This window comes from Bacillus sp. NPDC094064, assembly GCF_050279585.1.
In the GTDB taxonomy this organism is placed as follows: Bacteria; Bacillota; Bacilli; order Bacillales; family Bacillaceae_G; genus Bacillus_A.
In genome coordinates, this window is sequence record NZ_JBNNUI010000015.1 from 1 (window position 1) to 21,404 (window position 21,404).

Here is a 21,404-nt window from a genome sequence, read left to right on the forward strand (position 1 = left end):
CAGGATCAAACTCTCCAATAAAGTTAGTTTGTCTAGCATCTAAAATAAAAATTGACGTTTCACGTTGTTTGTTTCGTTCAGTTTTCAAAGAACTAAAAGCGGGTGAAGAGAATCGAACTCTCGACCAGAGCTTGGAAGGCTCTTGTTTTACCACTAAACTACACCCGCGTGGTCGGGAAGACAGGATTTGAACCTGCGACCCCCTGGTCCCAAACCAGGTGCTCTACCAAGCTGAGCCACTTCCCGTAATTGGCGCGCCCGAGAGGAGTCGAACCCCTAACCTCTTGATCCGTAGTCAAACGCTCTATCCAATTGAGCTACGGGCGCTTATTCATGATGTTTTTTCGTCGTTGTGTTTTGGCGACTCAATTATCTTATCATACTACATTTTCAAATGCAAGTACTTTTTTCAAAAAGATTTTTTGATGCGGCCGAGAGGACTTGAACCTCCACGGGGTTTCCCCCACTAGGCCCTCAACCTAGCGCGTCTGCCGTTCCGCCACGACCGCGCGGAAAAAACAAAAGTGAGCCATGAAGGATTCGAACCTTCGACCCTCTGATTAAAAGTCAGATGCTCTACCAACTGAGCTAATGGCTCGTAAATGGCTGGGCTAGCTGGATTCGAACCAGCGCATGACGGAGTCAAAGTCCGTTGCCTTACCGCTTGGCTATAGCCCATCGAAATACTTATCTTCTTTTCAAAGACAAATGTTATTGTACCATAATGTCCAATAAAAAACAACTGCCAATTAGCAGAAGTTAAAATGGCGGTCCCGACCGGGGTCGAACCGGCGATCTCCTGCGTGACAGGCAGGCATGTTAACCACTACACCACGGGACCATTTAATCTTTAAATTAATGTCATTTCACTTTTCATTATACTATTATGGTGGAGGATGACGGGATCGAACCGCCGACCCCCTGCTTGTAAGGCAGGTGCTCTCCCAGCTGAGCTAATCCTCCGAAGTGGTGACCCGTACGGGATTCGAACCCGTGTTACCGCCGTGAAAGGGCGGTGTCTTAACCACTTGACCAACGGGCCAATATGTATGGCAGAGAAGAAGGGATTCGAACCCTCGCACCGCGTTAGCGATCTACTCCCTTAGCAGGGGAGCCCCTTGAGCCACTTGGGTACTTCTCTGTATGGCTCCGCAGGTAGGACTCGAACCTACGACCGATCGGTTAACAGCCGATAGCTCTACCACTGAGCTACTGCGGAATAATAAAGACAATTTGTATCTTATAAAACTTATCATCGTAAGTCAAGAAGTTTTTTCACAACATCTTGTACAAACGTGACATGTTTATAATATACTGGATTGCGTTTTCACTGTCAAGATGTTTTCTTTATCAGAATTAGTTTCCCTTTACACTTTCCGCAGACATATCTTTTTGTATTTATTTGACGTCTTCTTACATATTGAAGCAAACACTCTATACATTCATACATATAAACCTTGTTTTCCTTCTCTTCATTCATCATTCGTTTACAAAAGCGTGGTGCACCGACTTTCTGTAATAGTTCTCGAAAATCCCTATCCCGGTGCTTATACCCTCTGCCTGTAATATGTAAGTGATAATGACAAAGTTCATGTTTAATGATCCCAACTAATTCTTCTTCCCCATACATTTCGTAATATCGATAATTTAGTTCAATATTGTGGTTCTTCAATAGATAACGCCCGCCAGTTGTACGTAATCTACTATTAAACATTGCCTTATGTAAAAACGGCATTCCGAAGTATTGTAGCGATACTTCTTCCACTAGCCGCTGTATTTCTTGCTCATCCATCCTCATTCCCCCTAAACAAAAAAATATTTTTACACTTTTCTCCTGTCTTATACATATATTAAATAGTACATATACCCATCCTCATTCAAGAAGCGTGGTTTCTAAAAACATAGCAAAAATAGAAATCCACTCACCAACCTCTCATCAATAGTGCCTTGAATTTTTGAGAGTAGGATTAAACAAGGAGGGATTCCTATGCCTACATGGCTCAAAAAACAAATGCAACGCGCATATTTCGAAAAAAACCGGTATCAAATTAAATTACTAAATGAATGCTGGTTTTATTATAGCAAAACCCATCAAAGCTCATAATGCATTACACGTTTTATCCCATAAAAAAAGAGCAGTTTCATCTGCTCTCTTCTCTTATTATTCAATCGGCAACATAGATAATGCGACACGACCTTTTTTTGTATCAATATCATCGACCCATACCTTTACAATTTGCCCGACAGATACAATATCTAATGGATGCTTCACATATTGTGTACTTAGTTTAGAAATATGTACTAAACCATCTTGCTTTACACCAACATCAACAAAGGCACCAAAATCAACAACGTTACGCACAGTTCCTTCTAGTTCCATACCACGTTTTAAATCTTCTAATTTCAAAATCCCTTTTTTCAGAAGTGGTTTAGGCAACTCATCCCTCATGTCTCGCTCTGGACTAATGAGTGCATCTATAATATCAACTAATGTTGGCTCTCCAACTCCCGTTTCTTGTGACAACTTAGAAATATCCACTTCTTCTAAGCTCTTTTGTAATTGTGGTTGCCCTACGTCATCTTTCGATAAACCTAAGCTCTTCAATAACAATTCAACGCTTTTATATTGTTCTGGATGAATACCTGTTCGATCTAATGGATTCGCTCCTTCTAATATACGTAAGAAACCTATACATTGTTCGTACGTTTTTGCACCTAAGCGCGGGATTTTCTTTAATTCCGTGCGTTTCGTAAATTTCCCATCTTCTTCTCTCTTTGCCACAATATTTTTCGCAACAGTTTTCGATAAACCCGAAACATATTGTAACAATGCAACTGAAGCCGTATTTACATTAACACCAACTTGGTTAACTGCCGTCTCGACTACAAATGTTAATGATTCATTCAATCTCTTTTGAGATACGTCATGTTGATATTGTCCAACCCCAACTGATTTAGGATCAATCTTCACAAGTTCAGCAAGCGGATCTTGCAGACGTCTTCCAATAGAAACGGCACTTCTTTCTTCAACTTGTAAATCCGGGAATTCCTCACGTGCTAAATCAGAAGCCGAATACACACTCGCACCAGCTTCGTTCACAATAATATAGAAGACTTCTCGTTTCACATTTTGTAATACATCAATTATAAATTCTTCCGATTCTCTAGAAGCTGTACCATTCCCAATCGCAATCATTTCAACTTGATATTTATCTATAATAGAAAGAACTTTCGCTTTCGCATCATCATATTTACGTACAGGCGGATGCGGATAAATAACACCAATATGTAGAACCTTCCCTGTATCATCTACTACACCTAATTTACAACCCGTTCTATATGCAGGGTCTACAGCTAACACCACTTTCCCTTTCATAGGAGGTTGTAATAATAAGTTACGTAAATTCTCAGAGAAAATATGTATCGCTTGTTCCTCAGCTGTTTCTGTTAATTCTTTTCGGATCTCTCTTTCAATCGAGGATTGCATTAATCGTTTATAGCTATCTTCAATCGCTAATTGTACATAATGCGCACTTTTAGACTCGTTATCACGAATTACTTTCTTGTATAAGAAACTTAATATCTCATCTACTGGCGGAACAACAGAAATTCTCAATATATCTTCTTTCTCACCACGATTCATCGCTAGTACACGATGCGGTACTACTTTCTGCAACGGTTCTGCATAGCTGTAATACATTTCATATATATTCTTTTCATCTTTTTCTTCATCTTTTACAGCCGCAGACATAATGCCTTTTCTAAACGTAACATTCCGAATCCAACTACGATATGCAGCTTCATCTGAAACGATTTCGGCAATAATGTCTTGGGCACCTTGTAATGCCTCTTCTGCAGTTTGTACTTCTTTCTCTACATTAATAAACTCCATTGCCTTTTTATTCGGATCTTCTTTTTTATATAATAATAACCATTCAGCTAACGGTTCTAATCCTTTTTCTTTTGCGATCGTCGCTTTCGTTCTTCTTTTCTCTTTATATGGACGATATAAATCTTCTACTTCTTGCAACTTTGTAGCTTTCACAATTTGCTGACGTAACTCTCCTGTCAGTTTTCCCTTCTCATCAATAAGACGAAGAACCTCTTCCTTCCTATCTTCAAGTTGCATCATATACTGCCATCTCTCTAAAATCGCACGAATTTGTACCTCATCTAAAGAACCTGTCCATTCTTTTCGGTAACGAGCAATAAATGGAACTGTGTTACCTTCTTCTGTTAATTGAATAACATGACGAACCTGCTTTTCGGTAAAGCCTAATTCTTTCACTAACATTTTCATTAACGCTTGTCGATTATCTACCATTTCCATATACAACCGTAACCTCCTCTATAATAAAAAAAGTTGCCCTGCAAAGAGAGCAACTTAAACTGCCGATTTAAAAATCTATTAGTCCTAAACTAATTTGTAACGCTTCATCTACACGACTCATCATCACTTCATCCAAATGAGTGATTTTGTCCGTTAAGCGTTGCTTATCGATTGTTCGAATCTGCTCAAGTAAAATAACAGAATCTCTCTCAAAACCGTACTTTTTCGCATCAATTTCCACATGAGTGGGTAATTTCGCTTTTTGAATCTGTGCAGTAATAGCCGCTACAATCACCGTTGGACTAAAACGATTTCCGATGTCATTTTGAATGACAAGAACCGGACGAACGCCTCCTTGCTCAGAACCAACAACTGGGGAAAGGTCTGCAAAATACACGTCGCCGCGTTTTACAATCAAAATATTACCCCCCGCTAACTAAGCGTTCTACTGTATGAGCTGCTTCATACTCTGCTAAGAAAGCTTCAGATGCAATACCAAGATTAATTTTTCCCATTTCAATGTACCCACGTCGCATTGATTCATGTTGGTAGCGTTTCTTCGTCTTATGTTGACGCAATAACAGTTGTGTTGCCTGGCAAATTAGTTCATGGCGATTCTTATTCTCTTGTTTTCCAATTCCGTCCAATTCCGTTACCATTTGCTTTGGCAACCGAACCACGATTTCAGTAGTTACACTTGATTCGGACACAAAAATACACCTCCACCGTCAACTACACACCCAAATATATATATGACACCTATTGTAATAATACCATTGTATGGAGCCTGTTGCAAAGACTTCCTTATTCCTTGCTTATGTTTTCCAATTCACAGGCAAAACATTCATCTTCTATTATTTTTATCTCATTTTAAATAAGAAATAAAAGAATTCCTCTGCAAAACTTATATTAAAAGTGATTATAAGTAAAAAGCTTCTCATCAAAAACGAGCTTATTCTCCAGTAATAAAAAATCCCCTCAAATGACAAGAAGCAAATCACACTACCTTCTATATACTATTTAAATAATTAATTACCTCTACAACCTTTCCATGCCGTATAAATATTCTCGGTACACGGAAACTTATCGTTGCGATAATTTCATAATTAATAGTCCCGGAGTATTCAGCAACCTCAGTAGCACTAATATACTCATCGCCTTGTCTTCCAATGAGTGTAACTCTCGTACCAAGCGGCACTTCACAAGGAAGATGTATCATAAATTGATCCATCGTTACTCGACCTACAATCGGTACTCTTTTACCATTTACAAGCACTTCAAATCCTTGTAATCTTCTAAGCCAACCATCTGCATAGCCAATCGCAACAGTCGCAATCCATTCTTCAGTTTTCGTTCGGTACGTGACGTTATAACTAATCCCATCCCCTTTAATCACCTGTTTAATATGAGCAACCTTCGTATGAAGCGACAACGCTGGTTCTAATTCAAACGGTAAAAAAGGACGTATTTCTACAGAAGGGGATAATCCATACATCGCAATACCAACTCGCACCGCATTAAATGTAATTCCTTGAAAACGTAACGTTGCAGCACTATTAGCTGTGTGGACAAATTTAGGATTCACTCCGAATTCCTTCAACCAACTTAACTGCTCCAAGAATGTGTTATATTGCTTATCAAAGTAAGAAGTCTCCACTTCATCTGCTGTTGCAAAATGTGTATAAACCCCTTCTAACTCTAAGAACGGCGCACCTTCTAAACTTTTCAAGAATCCTTTTAATTCTTTGCGTTCTCGTATTCCGATTCTTCCCATACCACTATCAAAATTAATGTGGAACTTCATTATAGACGAACCGTCCCAAAGTTTTATCGCTTCGTCCACCCATTCTTTTTGAAAAACAGTTAATGCTACATCATTTTCAGCGGCTACATTTACATCACGGGGTGGGGAAGGACCTAACACTAAAATCGGCGCAGTAATACCAGCCCTCCGAAGCACTAACGCTTCATCTAAAAAAGCAACTGCCAACCTTGTCGCCCCTGCTTCTAATGCTGTTTTAGCCACCGGTACATAATCGTGTCCATATGCATTCGCTTTAACTACAGCAAAAATCTCTACATCACTTGGAATGAATTCTTTAATGTGTGTAATATTGTTATAAATTGCGTCTAAATCTACTTCTACCCAAGTATCACGGTAAAATGGTGCTTCTTCCATAAATACACTTCCTTATACACGATATGCGAAGCTTATTCTTTTATATGCTTCTTTTATGAAATCCAGCCTTCAAACTAAGAAAAGACGTGGTGCATATATATCACCACGTCTAAAAAGTTTACTTCACCTGCTTCGCTGTAACTGAACGAGCAACCATTAACAGCTCCTTCGGCTCTAAACCTTTAGACACGAGCATATATTCTACTCCGTTATGTGACCACGTTAGAGAGTCTTTCGTCAATGCGCCAATCGTGAAACCAAGATCAACCAATTCGCCACTTACACTTATCGCCGACGAAGCCTCTGCAACTTTTGCCTTTTCTTGTATTAAAGTAAAGGATTTCTTATTTCCAGTGTATGTGAGTATCGCACGCTTGCCACTGTCTGTCTGCAACTCTTTTTCGTCTTTCAACGTCACACCTTGTGGCGTATCACTTGGATACAAAATAGCAAACGGTTTGTCTTCTTTCGCTGTTGTTGGTACATCAACTTGCGCTCTAGACATATTTTGCTTCGTATCAAATGCACCTTTATCAAATTTTGCATCGAATTTCACTTTTGAGAAATCTACTTTTACAAGAACGTTTTGATCATTATCCATTAACTTCACCGAAACCGGCGTTAAATCACTCTTCTTCAATGTAATCTCTTGTCTCGGCAACATATTTTGATGTTGATAGTTTGTTTTTGTTTTAAAAATATAATACTTATCTGTTTTCTCGAAAGTAAGATTTTTCTTATCCTGCAAAATATCTCTCACAAGCGATTCATATAAATAAGCCTGGCTACTATTTTGCGGCCAATCACTTTGAAAACGGAAACTCTTATTAAGCGCTGGCGTTAATACAAATACACCTTCTTCATTTCTTAAAATAATTTGACTTTGATCCTTTTTCGCATTCTGTAAATTCACACGATAAAAAGAAGGTTCCTTATGCCAAATTTCCACTTTATATTCCTGAGGCTCATTCCCTGTTTTAATAGACAATTTCGCTTCAGCTTGATAACTTTTCATCCCTTTCACTTTCGCCTCTAAATCTCTCACGACATCATCCTGTTTTTTCTCCATACAACCCGCCAACACAAAAACGGTTAATAAACCGACAAGAACTAAAAACAGACGCCTTTTCATCACTTCAGCCCCTTTGCCCCTATAAATGAATGGAAGATATACCTTCCTTATCGCTACCTCAAATATATGAGACAAAGATATAAAATATGCAGACTAGCGTGACGAGCTTTCTAAAACAACTTGAGCGACAGCAAATTCCTTACTATGACTAATTGATAAATGAACAATATGCTCTGTATTCGCAATAAGAATTGGCTTACCTCTATCATCATTTCTTACTTCAATATCTAAAAAACTCACTTCTTTCCCGATACCAGTCCCTACCGCTTTTGAATACGCCTCTTTCGCTGCAAATCTTCCAGCTACAAACTCTGTGAGGCGACTCCCTTTCATTCCCTTAGCAACATTACGTTCACTTTCAGTTAAAATACGTTCCATAAATTTAAGCTTTCCATCTAGCATTTTTTCAATTCGATTCAATTCAATAATATCGATTCCAATCCCTACAATCATTTCAAAATCCCCTTCTTCTATTTAGCTTTTCTCTTTCATATTGTAAGAATAACAGAGAATCTTTATGATGCAAAAGGAGTGATACTAACAACATGCTATTACGATCTGCACGCATTCCCTTACAACCGATTATCATCTCTTTACTTCTTATACAGTTAGTCATGATTATGTTCAGTGACTTTTTCCTCTTTCCTCTGGCAGCCTACAATGAATATATAGCTAAAGGAGAATGGTGGCGTCTCATAACTTCCCTACTTGTACATGTAGACTTACAACATTTTCTTTCTAATAGTATTTGTTTGTTTGTACTTGGTTTTTCTATCGAAAAGCAACTAGGACATTTTTCTTTCATTATTATTTTTTTCCTTGCTGGTATTCTCGGAAATATTTCTACTTATATTATTATGCCTCTTGAATATATTCACGCCGGAGCATCTGGTGGCATTTTCGGATTGCTAGGTGCACAATTATTTCTATTGTATAATCGATATCGTTCTTCCAATCCAAAGGACATCGCTATTTTTTCAATCATGATATGTATATTACTACTATTTACTTTCTTTAATCCCTCTGCCAATCCTATCAGCCACTTAACAGGATTGATAATTGGTGGTATTTGCACCCCTTTTTTAATAAAGTGAAACTTTAATCAGTGGGGGCTTTGTCCATCCCCCCACTGATTATTAGCCCTCACCATTCGGGCTTTTACAGGCAAAAAATTCGATGGTGCAGAGCTCATTTAATATAAAAGCTCGCACCATCGACAATTTCCACATCTGTTTGTTTACTTAAATCTCTCATGAGTTGGAATAAAGACTCATCCTTCTTCTTCGCCTCAATCATACAATCGATTTGTCCAACACTACCCTTTATCCTTCTTAAAAAAGATAAAAACGTCTCAACATCAATAAAATCAGCATGCGCCCTTGGGTCTTTCTCGTCCCTAGGGCTAGAAATATGCATTTTAACTGGTAACAAAGATGTTTCCCACGTATGTACAACACGCGCCCAATCTTCATACCAATCTTCTTGTTCGTTATTCATCATATGGTGATGCAAATCAAACACAACTGGAATATCTAATTTCTCACCTAAATATAATGTTTCCTCTAACGTAAAGGTCGTATCATCATTTTCTAATATGATCATTTCTTGAATACCCCTTGGAACACTCGACCAATTTTCTATAAAACGTTCTAATGCTAGTTCCTTATCGTTATAACCCCCACCCACATGTAATACACATCTCTGTTTATGTTCAATTCCCATACCTTTTAATAGTTTTTTATGCATCTGCAATGTCTTTACAGATTGTTTAAAAACACTCTCCTCAGGTGAATTCAATACAACAAAATGATCTGGATGGAAATCAATACGCATATTCATTCGAATAGCGTAATCACCTAGCTTTTTTAAATTTTCTTTTAAGGGACGAATATAGTTCCACTCTAACAACTCCTCATGATTAGCTAAAGGAATAAGCCTAGAACTAAGCCGAAAGAAAGATATATCATGCCCGTTATTATGCTTTAATAACCGCAAGCAATTTTCCAAATTCGAATTAGCAATTCTTTCAAGTTTATGAATCGCAGCCTCTCTGTCATCAATTCGTTGAAACTGCGCATATGTCATCGTCTGAGATGGAGATGCATTCTTCAAATGTACACTCATTGCGACATACCCAAGTCTTACAAGCATATGACACCTCTTTTCTACACAAGTTATTATGTAGTATGTACAATTACAGAAATAAAAAAAGAGAATGCCAACAAAGGGCATTCTCTTTTTATTATTAAGCTTGTGGCTTACGGCTATGATGTTTTCTTTCGCCGCGTCCAGTTGAAGAACCTGGGCGACCTTGACCTTCGCCTCTACGACCACGGTTACCATCACGGCTACCTTCGCGATTGCGATCACGGTTACCGTCACGATTACGGCCATCACGGTTACGGTCACGGTCACGGTTACGACCATCGCCACTGCGTCCGTCACGACTACGATTACGGTTACCATCACGGTATCCGCCTCCGTTACCGCCGCGTTTTTTAGAACCGCCACCTCTTGAAACAACTGGTGGTTCTGATGTTAAAGCGATCGGAGTTGTATCTGGCTCTTTTGTCATCATTTTTAAAGCAGCAGCTACTACTGTTACAGAGTCATTCTCTTCTAACATTTCTTCTGCAATACGCTTGTAGTATGATAAGTTATCATTTTCAATTGTGCTTTGAAGTTTTTCAGCGATTAAACGTTGTTGACCTTCTAGTGCCTCATCAAGTGTTGGAGCATCCATGCGGTCCATCTTACGTTTTGTTGTACGCTCGATATTTTTTAGTTGTCCTGATTCACGTGGTGTTACAAATAGCATTGCAATACCTTTTTTACCTGCACGACCAGTACGACCGATACGGTGAACGTATGATTCTGGATCTTGTGGAATATCGAAGTTGTATACGTGTGTTACGCCTGAAATATCAAGACCACGTGCAGCAACGTCTGTTGCAACAAGAACTTCAATAGAACCTTCTTTAAATTTACGTAATACAGACATACGTTTCGCCTGAGTTAAATCACCGTGGATACCTTCTGCAGCATAACCACGTAGGTTTAACGCTTCTGATAATTCATCAACACGACGCTTTGTACGACCGAATACGATTGCAAGCTCTGGAGATTGAATATCTAATAAGCGTGTTAACACGTCAAACTTTTTCTTTTCTTGCACTTCTAAATAGAACTGCTGAATGTTTGGCATTGTAACTTCTTTTGCTTTTACTTTAATGTGTTGAGGCTCAGTCATGAAACGCTCAGCAATACGACGGATTGGGTCTGGCATTGTCGCTGAGAATAATAATGTTTGATGTGTTTCTGGCACATCTGTTAAAATTGCTTCAATATCTTCAATGAAGCCCATGTTTAACATTTCATCCGCTTCGTCAAGAACAACTGTCTCTACGTTTTGTAAGCGAAGTGTTTTACGGTTAATATGATCTAAAATACGACCCGGCGTACCAACAATAATGTGTGGGTGTTTTTTTAGAGCACGAATTTGGCGGTTAATATCTTGACCACCATAGATTGGTAAAATACGAACACGTTTATGTTTACCAATTTTGTATAGCTCTTCTCCAACTTGAATTGCTAATTCACGCGTTGGCGCGATAACAATACCTTGAACCGATTCTTTATGTGTATCCACTTTATCTAATAGTGGTAATCCGAATGCTGCTGTTTTCCCTGTACCTGTTTGTGCTTGCCCAATAATATCTTTACCTTGCAATGCATGTGGAATTGTTTCAGCTTGAATTGGCGTAGCCTCTTCAAAGCCCATACTTTCAACCGATTGCAGTAAAGACTCACTTAATCCTAATTCTCGAAATGTTGTCAATGTTACTTCTCCTTTTCTATCCTATACTTATCATTTAAAAAAAGGCGTTTTCCGAATTTGCGGAAAAGCCCTTTTCCTGAATGCTCACGTATATAAACGGGCGTATATTCTTCGCGAAAATACTTCTAAACGTTATTACACTTTATCAATTATAAGTTTTGTATGTGCAAAAAGCAAACCCAACTGTTACCTTATTTTCATATTCAGGGCTTTTTTCTTCACTTTTATTTTTTTATGTTTACTGTAAGCGCTTATTATAAGTTTCTTCTATTTTCGTAGCTATCATCCCTATTTATATACACCAATTATTTCAACATCGTAATTACTTCCTCTAATTTCATACCGCGAGATGCCTTTACTAATACAACATCTTTCACATCAACTACTGCTTGTAAATCTTTTACTAGCGCTTCTTTATTATCATACGCCTTTACACGTTCACTAGGAAAGTTAATTTTTGCTCCTTCAGCAATTTGAGCCCCTAATCTACCATATGTGAATACAAATGCGATTTTTGCTGGATCGATTAATTTACCTACCTCATAATGAAATTGTACTTCTTGATCTCCAAGTTCTAACATATCTCCAAGTACAACGATTTTTTTAGCGAATCCATCTAAACCATTCATTAAATGGAATGCTGCTTCCATAGCTGTCGGACTTGCATTGTAAGCATCATTGATAATCGTTAATCCACTATCCGTTTTTACAATTTCCATACGCATGCCCGTCATTTGAAGCGTTACTAATCCTTGTTTCATTTCTTCCCACGTTACCCCAAAATGTTTCGCGATTGCCATTGAAGCAAGTGTATTATACACATTATGTTTCCCTAACACTGGTAGGTAGAATGAAATATTTTCATCTCTATTCATCTTGAAGTGTGTCCCTGTCGCCTGTAATGTTACAGTCGTTGGATAATAGTCATTCGCTCTAGCATCACCGAACGTAACTGTTTCAGCCATTAAATTCATTTCAGGAACACGATTTGTTAATAACGGCTCATCTCCGTTATATACGAACACTCCACCTTCTTGTAATCCTGTCACAATTTCTAACTTCGCTTCAGCAATTGCCTCACGAGAACCTAAATCCATTAAATGTGCCTCACCAATGTTCGTAATGATAGCTGCATTAGGACGAGCTAACTTAGATAAGAATTCAATTTCCCCTCGGCTTGACATACCCATTTCTAATACGGCTACTTCTGTATTTTCTTCTAGATTTAAAATCGTAAGAGGCAAACCAATATGGTTATTGAAGTTACCTTCTGTTTTTTGAACTTTAAATTTAGTTGCAAGAAGACTCGTTACAATATCTTTCGTAGATGTTTTACCGTTACTACCTGTCACACCAACGACTTTAACATCCAATTGATCGCGATAATTTTTCGCTAACATTTGCAATGCCAATAGCGTATCTTCTACAAAAATAATCGGCAGATTCTCAGGTGGATTTGCTACATCTTTCATCCATAATGTAGCAACAGCTCCACTTTCAACAGCTTTATCTACAAAAGCATGTCCATCGAAACGTTCCCCTTGAATCGGAACATATAAATTTCCTTTTTCAATTTTTCTCGTATCAATAGACACTCCTTGTATAGTAATTCCCTCATACTGCTCTGCTAATCCCGTGCCATTTACCATCTGTTCTACTTGTTTTAACGTTCGATTTATCATGAAAACACTCCTTACATAGAGGAAGCACTATTCCTGCGAATAGTGCTTCCTCCTTTTTTGTTAGATTGTATATTTAATTTTTTGTTTTTCTTCGTGACGTTCAATCGCTAAACGAATTAGCTCTTCAATTAATTCCGGATACGGTAATCCAGTATGTTGCCATAATAGAGGGAACATACTAAACGGCGTAAATCCTGGCATTGTATTTACTTCGTTAATATATACTTCGCCATCTTTCGTTAAGAAGAAATCAGCTCGCGTTAAGCCAGCACCGTCTAAAGATTGGAATGCAATAATCGCATCTCGCTTAATGACATTAGACTCTTCTTCTGTCATTTCAGCTGGAATAATTAATGCTGTATCACCATCGATATATTTCGACTTGTAATCATAGAAGTCTTTTTTCGGTACAATTTCACCTACAACCGAACATTTCGGCTCGTCATTACCTAGTACACCAACTTCTACTTCACGTCCAACTATATTTTCTTCTACAATAATTTTGCGGTCAAATTGGAATGCCTCTTCAAATGCACTCTCAAGTTCTTCACGGTTTTTACACTTATTAATACCAACACTTGAGCCAAGGTTTGCTGGTTTTACGAAGCAAGGATATCCTAATACTTCTTCTACTTTTTCATATGCAGTTTCACGATCTTTTTCCCATGCACTACGAATGAATGATGCATATTTCGCTTGTTTCAATCCAGCTTCTGCAAAGATGTTTTTCATAACAACTTTATCCATACCAGCAGCTGATGCTAAAACACCATTTCCTACATAAGGAATGTTCATTAATTCTAATAATCCTTGAACCGTTCCATCTTCACCATTTGGTCCATGTAATAATGGGAAAATAACATCGATAGCATTTTCCTCAGAAGCTGTAGATGGAATAATTTCTGTACTTAATGATAACGGAGAAATCGCATTTTCTGCACCGCTCATTTTTAAAACTTCAACATCTGTTACTTCACCTTCAATACGCTCACCGCGTACCCATTGACCTTGCTCTGTAATATAAATTGGATGAATCTCGAATTTATCTTGATTTAATGCTTTAATAGCAGCAAGAGCCGTTTGTAGCGAAACTTGATGCTCAGCTGATTTTCCACCATATAATAAACCTAATTTAATTTTTGTCACTGAAATCACCCTAACCAATTGTTTTCATTTTTCTATTTTAGCACTTTTTATAAAAATAGGTAGTTCCTATTTGAAATAAAATGCAACTTCCACAAATAATTAAATGACACCACTTATTAGTTTTCTACACTTTTTCTATTTCACTTTCTTCATAACTATACAGAAGTGAATTTTAAAATAAAATCGTAATCCAATCTAGTTATGTACCTAAAATATGTAGAAATCCCCTTTTTGTGTATGTCATCTCCTCATTAAGAAGATTGTTTGGTCAGTGTGTCTTTTTGCCTTTGTTCAACGAGACGATCTAAAGAAACATATACAATACCTGCAACTACACATCCTACAGCTAAAATTGTAAATAGAAAGTGACCAAGTAATCGATCTAATAAAAAACCTCCTAGAAGTGGGCCGAATGCACTCCCTGTAATCCACTGCAAACTTGCAGCTCCCATATAAGTTCCTCTCAAATGCTCTGGGGCCAAATTCGCTACAAACGTCATCTGGACAGGCGACATAATCATCTCGCCTAACGTATATATAGCATAAACAAACAGCAACGTTATTAAAATAACTGTAGCATTTGTATCGAATTCTCCAAACCACTTCGGTAACCACCCTATAAAAAACAATCCAATTCCGAACAAACATGCACCATATAACATCGTTTTTCCGACAGGTTTATCTGCGGCCCATTTTGAAATTTGAAATTGGAACAACACAACTAACAGTCCATTTAGAGCCATTAAATATGGGTATGGATTGTTAACCCCAAAAATATCATTCATTTCATTATCAAAGTGTAGCGGCAACATACCTTCTGTTTGAGAGAATCCCATCGAAATAATGATACCTGCTAATAAGTAAATCATTAATGCCTTATCCTTCACGACAATTTTCCAAACTGCCCCAGATTCCTTTTCTATATTCTCTTCCTTATTCGCACCCTTCGGCATTGTCTCTTGAATAAGAAGTAATACTAGTAATGCATAAAAAAGCATCGTAGAAGAAGCAATAATAAACACAAGGTTCTTCGACAACACAACTACGGATGCTCCCATTATTGGGCCAATCGCAGCACCTATATTGTGTCCCATTCGCAACAAACCATATGCTTCTGTTCTTTTTTCTGGCGTTGTTACATCCGCAACCATCGCTGATGCAGCTGGATGAAATAGTGAATTACTTAACCCTAAAAAAATAGATAAAATGGCATATGGAATAAATCCTTCTATAAATAAAAAACCGAGCATCAATACTGCATTACTCACCATCGAAAATATCATAATTGGCTTTCTTCCATATATATCAGCAATTCTTCCCCCTATAATTGCTCCAAAGCTTGCAGCAATTGGAGAAAGTGCCATAATAACTCCGACCTGTAATAATGAATCTACCTTATCTTTTAAATATAATGCGAAAAAGGGCATTAACATCATCATTGCAATTCCATTCAATGTCTCACCGACAAATCGAATCCATACGTTACGATCCATCGCCCTTAACTCATGCCACGTACTTTTCATATCCCCACCCCTTTATTTAACCAACAATTATCTTATAACAATTTCAGAACAATGTAAATTTTCAGAATAAAAAATCCATCCTAAAATAATTAGAATGGATTTTCCCTCTTATAAATTCGCTACATCATCTTCTTTTTTACTAGTATTTAAAGCGCTATGCTTTCGGCTATATAGGAAGTAAACTGCTATGCCGATAACCATCCACACTCCAAAACTAATCCACGCTGTCCCTGATAATTGAAGCATTAAGTATAAACAAAAAACTACCGTTAATGCTGGCAAAACTGGTACAAGTGGCGCCTTAAATGCTCTTGGTAAATCAGGGTGAGTTCTTCTCATTACAATAACAGCAACAGCTACAAGTGCAAAGGCTGATAAAGTCCCCATGTTTACAAGATGCGCTAACACATTTAAATCTATTAATCCTGAAATAAGTGCTGCAATAATTCCCGTCGTCCATGTATTTAAAAATGGTGTTTTAAATTTCGGATGGACCTTAGCAAGACGTTTTGGCAATAATCCATCACGACTCATCGCGTATGAAACTCGAACTTGCCCGTACATCATAACTAACATAACAGTTGTAATTCCTGTGATTGCCCCTACTGAAATTACCCCTGCTAAACTATCTTGTCCAATAAATTGAAGGGCAAAAGCAACCGGATCTGATATATTTAGCTGTCCGTATGGAACAATCCCTGTCAAAATAAGCGAAACAACGATATAAAGTATCGTACAAATTAATAATGATGCAATAATACCGATTGGTAAATCACGTTGCGGACGTTTCACTTCTTCTGCAGCTGTTGAAACTGCATCAAATCCTATAAAGGCGAAGAACACTGTAGCAGCCCCAGCCATTACACCATCTAAACCAAACGGCATAAAAGGCGTCCAGTTTTCAGGTTTCACATAATTAAAACCAGCAAAAATAAAAATAAGAACAACTGCTAATTTAATAAATACCATAATATTATTTATACGTGCACTTTCACGAACACCTCTAGATAAAAGAACCGTCATCACTAAAATAATGAGAACTGCAGGTAAATCAATTATTCCACCCTTTCCTGTACCAGGTGCCGAGGAGAGAATGGTAGGAATATGAATTCCAAATCCCTTTAATAAAGATTGAAAATACGCGGACCAACCATTTGCCACAGCAGATGTAGCGAGTAAATACTCAAGCATTAAGTCCCATCCAATTAGAAATGCGAATACCTCTCCCATCGTCGCGTATGTGTACGTATACACACTGCCTGAGACAGGAACTGAAGAAGCGAATTCAGCATAACAAAATGCTGCAAAGGCACAAGCTAACGCAGCTATTGCAAATGATAATATAATAGCTGGTCCAGAATGTTTTGCTGCTACCACGCCAGTTAGAACAAAAATACCTGTTCCAACAATTGCCCCGATTCCAAGCATCGTTAAATCTAATGCGCCCAATGTTCTTGCTAACGTCTTTTGCTTGCTTTCTTGCATTAACTTTGCAATAGGCTTCTTTTGAAATATTTGCTTCATAGCTTGCTCCTCCAAGTTTTAAATTTTCTGAAAATTTTTAATTCGCTTTTTCATTTTACTCATAACACTTTTTTCAGTCAATACTTTTGTCGAAATAAGTAGAAATTCTTCTGAATATTCACTACATTTATCATTCATTCTATATATCTTTCTATATGTTTTTTTGGTATTATTATACATGTCGATTCCAAAAAAGAGGCATACTCACTTAGTGAGTATGCCTCTTTTCACTTATTTTACAGTATATGAGCCCTCTTCAATCCAGCTATACATATACTTTTCATCTTCTGTTTCATGTGCTTGTTTTACAATACGCAGCGGACGGAATGTATCTATCATAACAGCTAATTCGAGCGTTTCTTTCTTTCCTATACTTGCCTCTGTTTTCCCAGGATGTGGTCCATGCGGAATGCCGCTCGGATGAAGTGTAATAGACCCTTCTTCCACACCTTTTCGGCTCATAAAGTTTCCTTCTACATAGTACAGTACTTCATCACTATTCACGTTACTATGATAATATGGTGCCGGAATAGATTCTGGATGATAATCGTATAAACGTGGTACGAAAGAACAGATGACGAAATTGTGTCCCTCGAACGTTTGATGTACTGGCGGCGGCTGATGAATACGACCTGTAATTGGTTCAAAATCCTCTACATTAAAGACCCAAGGATATAAATAACCATCCCATCCAACAACATCTAACGGATGATGTCCTAGAACATGCTTATGCATGTACCCTCGCGACTTTGTCATTACGACAAACTCACCTTTTTCATCATACGTCTCTAATTTTTCCGGGCCACGAATATCTCTTTCACAAAACGGGCTATGTTCTAACAATTGTCCATATTCATTACGATAACGACGTGGCGTTGTAATTTGGCTATTCGCCTCTACAACAAGAAACTTAGTCTCGCCCGCATCTGGAATAACACGATAAATCGTTCCAATTGGGATCGTTACATAGTCACCTTTTCTATAGTGAATCGTTCCAAACATCGTTTCAATTTTCCCTGTTCCATAATGAACAAATAACATTTCATCGCCATCACCATTACGGTAGAAATAATCCATTTTTTCTGTTGGACTCACTACTCCAATTAATAAATCTTCATTTCCAAGGATGAAGTTTCTTCCACTTACCGCATCGCCAGTTTTTTTATTTTCCTTCGTGCGGAAATGACGATGTGCAAGAAAGGCATCCTCTTCATACTGTAACTGGCAAGAGTGTGATAGTGCCGCATGCCCTACTTCCGTCGGCATATAATGATGATACAAAATAGACTGCGTGCCAGAAAAACCTTTTGTTCCCATTACCTGTTCACGATAAAGTGATCCATCCTTTTTACGGAATTGTACATGTCGTTTATGAGGTAGCTCCCCCATGTGACGATAAAACATGCCCATCACCTGCTTCCCTTTCTTTTTTGACCGTATTACATAATGTACCTAAACCAGTAATTGTAAGCTCTACAACATCACCATCTTGCAGCCACTCTTCCGTTCCAAGTTCTAAAACACAGCCTGTTCCTACTGTTCCAGAGCCAATCACATCACCTGGATATAACGTAACATCCTCCGAAGCTCGTTCAATCATCTCAGCGAATGTATAGTAAATATCTTGAAAATTACCCTTCGATAATAACTTCCCATTTACATGAGCAGTCATCTCTAAATCATGCCGATTACCATTACGATACACGTCTAATTCCTCTTTCGTAACGAGATATGCTCCTAATGAAGTCGCAAAATCTTTTCCCTTCGCTGGACCAAGCCCGACTTTCATTTCAGTTGCTTGTAAGTCCCTTGCACTCCAGTCGTTCATAATACAATAACCAAAAATATATTCCTCAGCTTGCTCACGAGAAATATTTCGCCCTTCTTTTCCAATTACGCAAGCAATCTCTAACTCATAATCCAGCTTTTTAGATTTTTTCGGACCCATTACAAAATCATCTGGACCAATTACAGCACGATGGTTAGTAAAATAAAAAACTGGTATATCATACCATTCAGGAACAACATCTAACCCTCTTCGGCCACGCGCTGTTTTTACATGCTGTTCAAATGCATAAAAATCTCGAATGCTGCTTGGATTAGGAAGAGCAGCCATCAACTGTACTTCTTCTAAAGAATATATACCCTTGTTTGGATTTTTAATATTACGCACTACTTCTACATACTCATCTGCTTTCTCTAAAAAGGCGAACATAGAAGAAGGTAATTTCCCATCACTCGCAAGATTCATATCAATTACTTTGTCACCTTCAAGCCACCCAGCTCGCATTTCTTTCGAAGGGAGACGAAATGTAACAAATTTCATCATGATTCCTCCCTATGAAAATGAAATTTCCACCAGCAATGGTCGTTTTGCTGGTGGATACAAATTTTATAAGTTTCCGCGACGCTCTTGTTCTCTTTCAATTGATTCAAATAATGCTTTAAAATTACCTTCACCGAATCCACGGGAACCTTTACGTTGGATAATTTCAATAAATAAAGTTGGACGGTCTACAATTGGTTTCGTAAAAATTTGTAGTAAGTAACCTTCATCATCACGATCCACTAAAATTTTTAATTCTTTTAGCCTATCAATTTCTTCATCAATTTTTCCAACTCGTGCAGTTAACTCATCATAATACGTATCTGGTGTATCTAAAAACTCCACACCATTTGCGCGAAGCGCTTCGACTGTTTTAACAATGTCATTTGTTAATAACGCCAGATGTTGCACACCTGCTCCATTATAGAATTCTAGATATTCTTGAATTTGTGATTTTCTCTTCCCATCTGCTGGTTCGTTAATAGGAAACTTAATACGACTTCCATTTGTCATAACTTTTGACATTAACGCTGAGTACTCTGTACTAATATCATCATCATCAAAATGGATCATTTGTTTGAATCCCATAACATTCTCGTAATAACTAACCCATTCTTCCATTTTCTCAACGTTACCAACTACATGGTCTACAGCAATTAAACCAGACTCTTCAAATGGAATATTAAACTCCACCTTTTGGAATCCTGGCATAAATGTTCCTTTATAATTTTTACGCTCTACAAGCGTATGAATTGTATCACCATACGTACCAATAACTGCTTTTTTCAATGTACCGTCCTCATCTGTTAGTTCCTCAGGTGGAGCAATTGCGACGGCACCACGTTTCACTGCTTCCGAGTATGCTTTATCAACGTCATCAACAAGTAAAGCCACATCTTTCACTCCGTCACCATGAGTCTTTACAAACTCTGCGATACGATTATCACTACCTAGAGCTCCAGACACAACGAAACGCATATTTTTTTGCACAAGAACATAAGATACCTTTTCACGATTTCCAGTTTCTAATCCAGAGTAAGCCACGATTTTGAATCCAAACGCTCTCGCAAGATAATAACTCGATTGCTTTGCATTTCCTACGTAAAATTCCAAATGATCTACATCACGTACCGGAAAAAAGTCCTCCATTTGTGCAGCTAGCGTATCCATAGATTTTTGTTTCATAAAATACTCATCCCCCTGTAAATAGATTAAATGGTTCATACTTAAACCAACCCGAAAACGCTTCCAACATTCATTAATAAAATTAGTTAGCAAGCTAACAAATTATGACCTTTAAAATTTTCTATCTTTTCTGCCAAATTCCTCTTTTTTCTTCCAGATAAAATTCGACTTTTTTCTTTTTAAAATAAAACTTTATTCAGTGGGTTTACGGGATAATGGGATAACATGAATACTTGAGGGTATGTACGAGGAAAATAAAAAAGACCCCAACATATTAACTATTTACTAATACGTTAGAGTCTTTATTTTTTTTGAATGATTGTATTTATATATCTCATACTAATATATTTGCAAGGAATAGAATAAATGATGTTAATACTACCGCTCCGCCTAATGATCCTAATAAATCTGTTTTTGTTACTTGTAACATTTGTTCACTGTTCATATTCCTCATTCTCCCTTCGTTTGTTTTGTTACAAAACTTCTATTTATACTAATACGCTTGATAGAAATACGATTAACGCTGTTAATACTACTGC

At 37.7% G+C, this 21,404-nt stretch carries 19 protein-coding genes and 11 tRNA genes; 2 read left to right on the top strand and 28 right to left on the bottom strand.

Features of this window, described 5'->3' with window-relative positions:
* Nucleotides 1-97 precede the first annotated feature (97 nt).
* The 12 genes from ACQKNI_RS24480 to ACQKNI_RS24535 form a co-directional block, all read right to left on the bottom strand.
* Nucleotides 98-168: transfer RNA gene (locus tag ACQKNI_RS24480), tRNA-Gly, on the bottom strand.
* Between the two features lies 1 nt (nt 169).
* Nucleotides 170-246 (bottom strand) — tRNA-Pro (locus ACQKNI_RS24485).
* 4 nt (nt 247-250) lie between these two features.
* Nucleotides 251-327: transfer RNA gene (locus ACQKNI_RS24490), tRNA-Arg, on the bottom strand.
* Nucleotides 328-426: 99 nt separating this feature from the next.
* A tRNA-Leu gene (locus ACQKNI_RS24495) sits at nt 427-509 on the bottom strand.
* A gap of 16 nt (nt 510-525) precedes the next feature.
* Nucleotides 526-598 (bottom strand) — tRNA-Lys (locus ACQKNI_RS24500).
* Between the two features lie 5 nt (nt 599-603).
* Nucleotides 604-678, bottom strand: a tRNA-Gln gene (locus tag ACQKNI_RS24505).
* Nucleotides 679-765: 87 nt separating this feature from the next.
* Nucleotides 766-841, bottom strand: a tRNA-Asp gene (locus tag ACQKNI_RS24510).
* Between the two features lie 46 nt (nt 842-887).
* Nucleotides 888-963: transfer RNA gene (locus tag ACQKNI_RS24515), tRNA-Val, on the bottom strand.
* 4 nt (nt 964-967) lie between these two features.
* Nucleotides 968-1,042, bottom strand: a tRNA-Glu gene (locus tag ACQKNI_RS24520).
* A gap of 8 nt (nt 1,043-1,050) precedes the next feature.
* Nucleotides 1,051-1,141: transfer RNA gene (locus tag ACQKNI_RS24525), tRNA-Ser, on the bottom strand.
* Between the two features lie 3 nt (nt 1,142-1,144).
* Nucleotides 1,145-1,219 (bottom strand) — tRNA-Asn (locus ACQKNI_RS24530).
* A 114-nt stretch (nt 1,220-1,333) separates the two neighbouring features.
* Complete coding sequence (locus tag ACQKNI_RS24535) at nt 1,334-1,792, bottom strand: SprT family protein (RefSeq protein WP_088232848.1); 459 nt, start codon at nt 1,790-1,792, stop codon at nt 1,334-1,336.
* Nucleotides 1,793-1,987: 195 nt separating this feature from the next.
* On the opposite strand from ACQKNI_RS24535, the gene cmpA reads away from it, so the two are divergent.
* Complete coding sequence (gene cmpA / locus ACQKNI_RS24540; protein WP_076542505.1) at nt 1,988-2,104, top strand: cortex morphogenetic protein CmpA; 117 nt, start codon at nt 1,988-1,990, stop codon at nt 2,102-2,104.
* A 57-nt stretch (nt 2,105-2,161) separates the two neighbouring features.
* Here cmpA and ACQKNI_RS24545 read toward each other — a convergent pair whose 3' ends face one another.
* The 6 genes from ACQKNI_RS24545 to acpS form a co-directional block, all read right to left on the bottom strand.
* Nucleotides 2,162-4,330, bottom strand: a complete 2,169-nt coding sequence (locus tag ACQKNI_RS24545; RefSeq protein ID WP_280147505.1) for a Tex family protein — start codon at nt 4,328-4,330, stop codon at nt 2,162-2,164.
* A 67-nt stretch (nt 4,331-4,397) separates the two neighbouring features.
* Nucleotides 4,398-4,748 carry a type II toxin-antitoxin system endoribonuclease NdoA gene (ndoA, locus tag ACQKNI_RS24550; protein ID WP_000635965.1) on the bottom strand — a complete coding sequence of 117 codons (351 nt, stop codon included), beginning with the start codon at nt 4,746-4,748 and terminating at the stop codon, nt 4,398-4,400.
* 4 nt (nt 4,749-4,752) lie between these two features.
* Nucleotides 4,753-5,040, bottom strand: a complete 288-nt coding sequence (locus tag ACQKNI_RS24555) for an antitoxin EndoAI (protein ID WP_000004570.1) — start codon at nt 5,038-5,040, stop codon at nt 4,753-4,755.
* Nucleotides 5,041-5,339: 299 nt separating this feature from the next.
* Nucleotides 5,340-6,509, bottom strand: coding sequence for an alanine racemase (alr, locus tag ACQKNI_RS24560; protein ID WP_088232846.1), 1,170 nt, complete (start codon nt 6,507-6,509; stop codon nt 5,340-5,342).
* A gap of 118 nt (nt 6,510-6,627) precedes the next feature.
* The gene (locus tag ACQKNI_RS24565; protein WP_140417508.1) at nt 6,628-7,578 is read right to left on the bottom strand and encodes a LolA family protein; all 951 of its coding nucleotides are present in this window, start codon (nt 7,576-7,578) and stop codon (nt 6,628-6,630) included.
* A 156-nt stretch (nt 7,579-7,734) separates the two neighbouring features.
* Nucleotides 7,735-8,094 (bottom strand): holo-ACP synthase, encoded by a 360-nt coding sequence (gene acpS / locus ACQKNI_RS24570; RefSeq protein WP_088232844.1) that lies wholly within the window; start codon nt 8,092-8,094, stop codon nt 7,735-7,737.
* Between the two features lie 92 nt (nt 8,095-8,186).
* On the opposite strand from acpS, the gene ACQKNI_RS24575 reads away from it, so the two are divergent.
* Nucleotides 8,187-8,735 carry a rhomboid family intramembrane serine protease gene (locus ACQKNI_RS24575; RefSeq protein WP_088232843.1) on the top strand — a complete coding sequence of 183 codons (549 nt, stop codon included), beginning with the start codon at nt 8,187-8,189 and terminating at the stop codon, nt 8,733-8,735.
* A gap of 94 nt (nt 8,736-8,829) precedes the next feature.
* On the opposite strand, the gene uvsE is transcribed toward ACQKNI_RS24575, so the two are convergent.
* From uvsE to ACQKNI_RS24625, 10 genes are all read right to left on the bottom strand, one after another.
* Nucleotides 8,830-9,792, bottom strand: a complete 963-nt coding sequence (uvsE, locus tag ACQKNI_RS24580) for a UV DNA damage repair endonuclease UvsE (protein WP_088232842.1) — start codon at nt 9,790-9,792, stop codon at nt 8,830-8,832.
* A 94-nt stretch (nt 9,793-9,886) separates the two neighbouring features.
* Complete coding sequence (locus tag ACQKNI_RS24585) at nt 9,887-11,479, bottom strand: DEAD/DEAH box helicase (RefSeq protein ID WP_088232841.1); 1,593 nt, start codon at nt 11,477-11,479, stop codon at nt 9,887-9,889.
* A gap of 305 nt (nt 11,480-11,784) precedes the next feature.
* The gene (gene murF, locus ACQKNI_RS24590; RefSeq protein WP_088232840.1) at nt 11,785-13,161 is read right to left on the bottom strand and encodes a UDP-N-acetylmuramoyl-tripeptide--D-alanyl-D-alanine ligase; all 1,377 of its coding nucleotides are present in this window, start codon (nt 13,159-13,161) and stop codon (nt 11,785-11,787) included.
* A 60-nt stretch (nt 13,162-13,221) separates the two neighbouring features.
* Nucleotides 13,222-14,307 (bottom strand): D-alanine--D-alanine ligase, encoded by a 1,086-nt coding sequence (locus tag ACQKNI_RS24595; RefSeq protein ID WP_088232839.1) that lies wholly within the window; start codon nt 14,305-14,307, stop codon nt 13,222-13,224.
* A 251-nt stretch (nt 14,308-14,558) separates the two neighbouring features.
* Nucleotides 14,559-15,830 (bottom strand): MDR family MFS transporter, encoded by a 1,272-nt coding sequence (locus ACQKNI_RS24600; RefSeq protein ID WP_088232838.1) that lies wholly within the window; start codon nt 15,828-15,830, stop codon nt 14,559-14,561.
* Between the two features lie 108 nt (nt 15,831-15,938).
* On the bottom strand, nt 15,939-17,354 hold the full coding sequence (locus ACQKNI_RS24605) for an amino acid permease (RefSeq protein WP_088232837.1): 1,416 nt from the start codon (nt 17,352-17,354) through the stop codon (nt 15,939-15,941).
* Nucleotides 17,355-17,585: 231 nt separating this feature from the next.
* Entirely contained in the window at nt 17,586-18,758 is a 1,173-nt protein-coding gene (locus tag ACQKNI_RS24610; protein WP_088232836.1) for a homogentisate 1,2-dioxygenase, read from the bottom strand.
* A complete protein-coding gene (locus tag ACQKNI_RS24615) occupies nt 18,724-19,680 on the bottom strand; it encodes a fumarylacetoacetate hydrolase family protein (protein ID WP_088232835.1) in 957 nt (318 codons plus the stop codon). Before ACQKNI_RS24615 ends, ACQKNI_RS24610 begins: the two co-directional genes overlap by 35 nt.
* Before the next feature lie 66 nt (nt 19,681-19,746).
* Nucleotides 19,747-20,865, bottom strand: coding sequence for a 4-hydroxyphenylpyruvate dioxygenase (gene hppD / locus ACQKNI_RS24620; protein ID WP_088232834.1), 1,119 nt, complete (start codon nt 20,863-20,865; stop codon nt 19,747-19,749).
* Nucleotides 20,866-21,199: 334 nt separating this feature from the next.
* Nucleotides 21,200-21,310 carry a DUF3948 family protein gene (locus ACQKNI_RS24625; protein ID WP_001083682.1) on the bottom strand — a complete coding sequence of 37 codons (111 nt, stop codon included), beginning with the start codon at nt 21,308-21,310 and terminating at the stop codon, nt 21,200-21,202.
* Nucleotides 21,311-21,404: the final 94 nt, after the last annotated feature.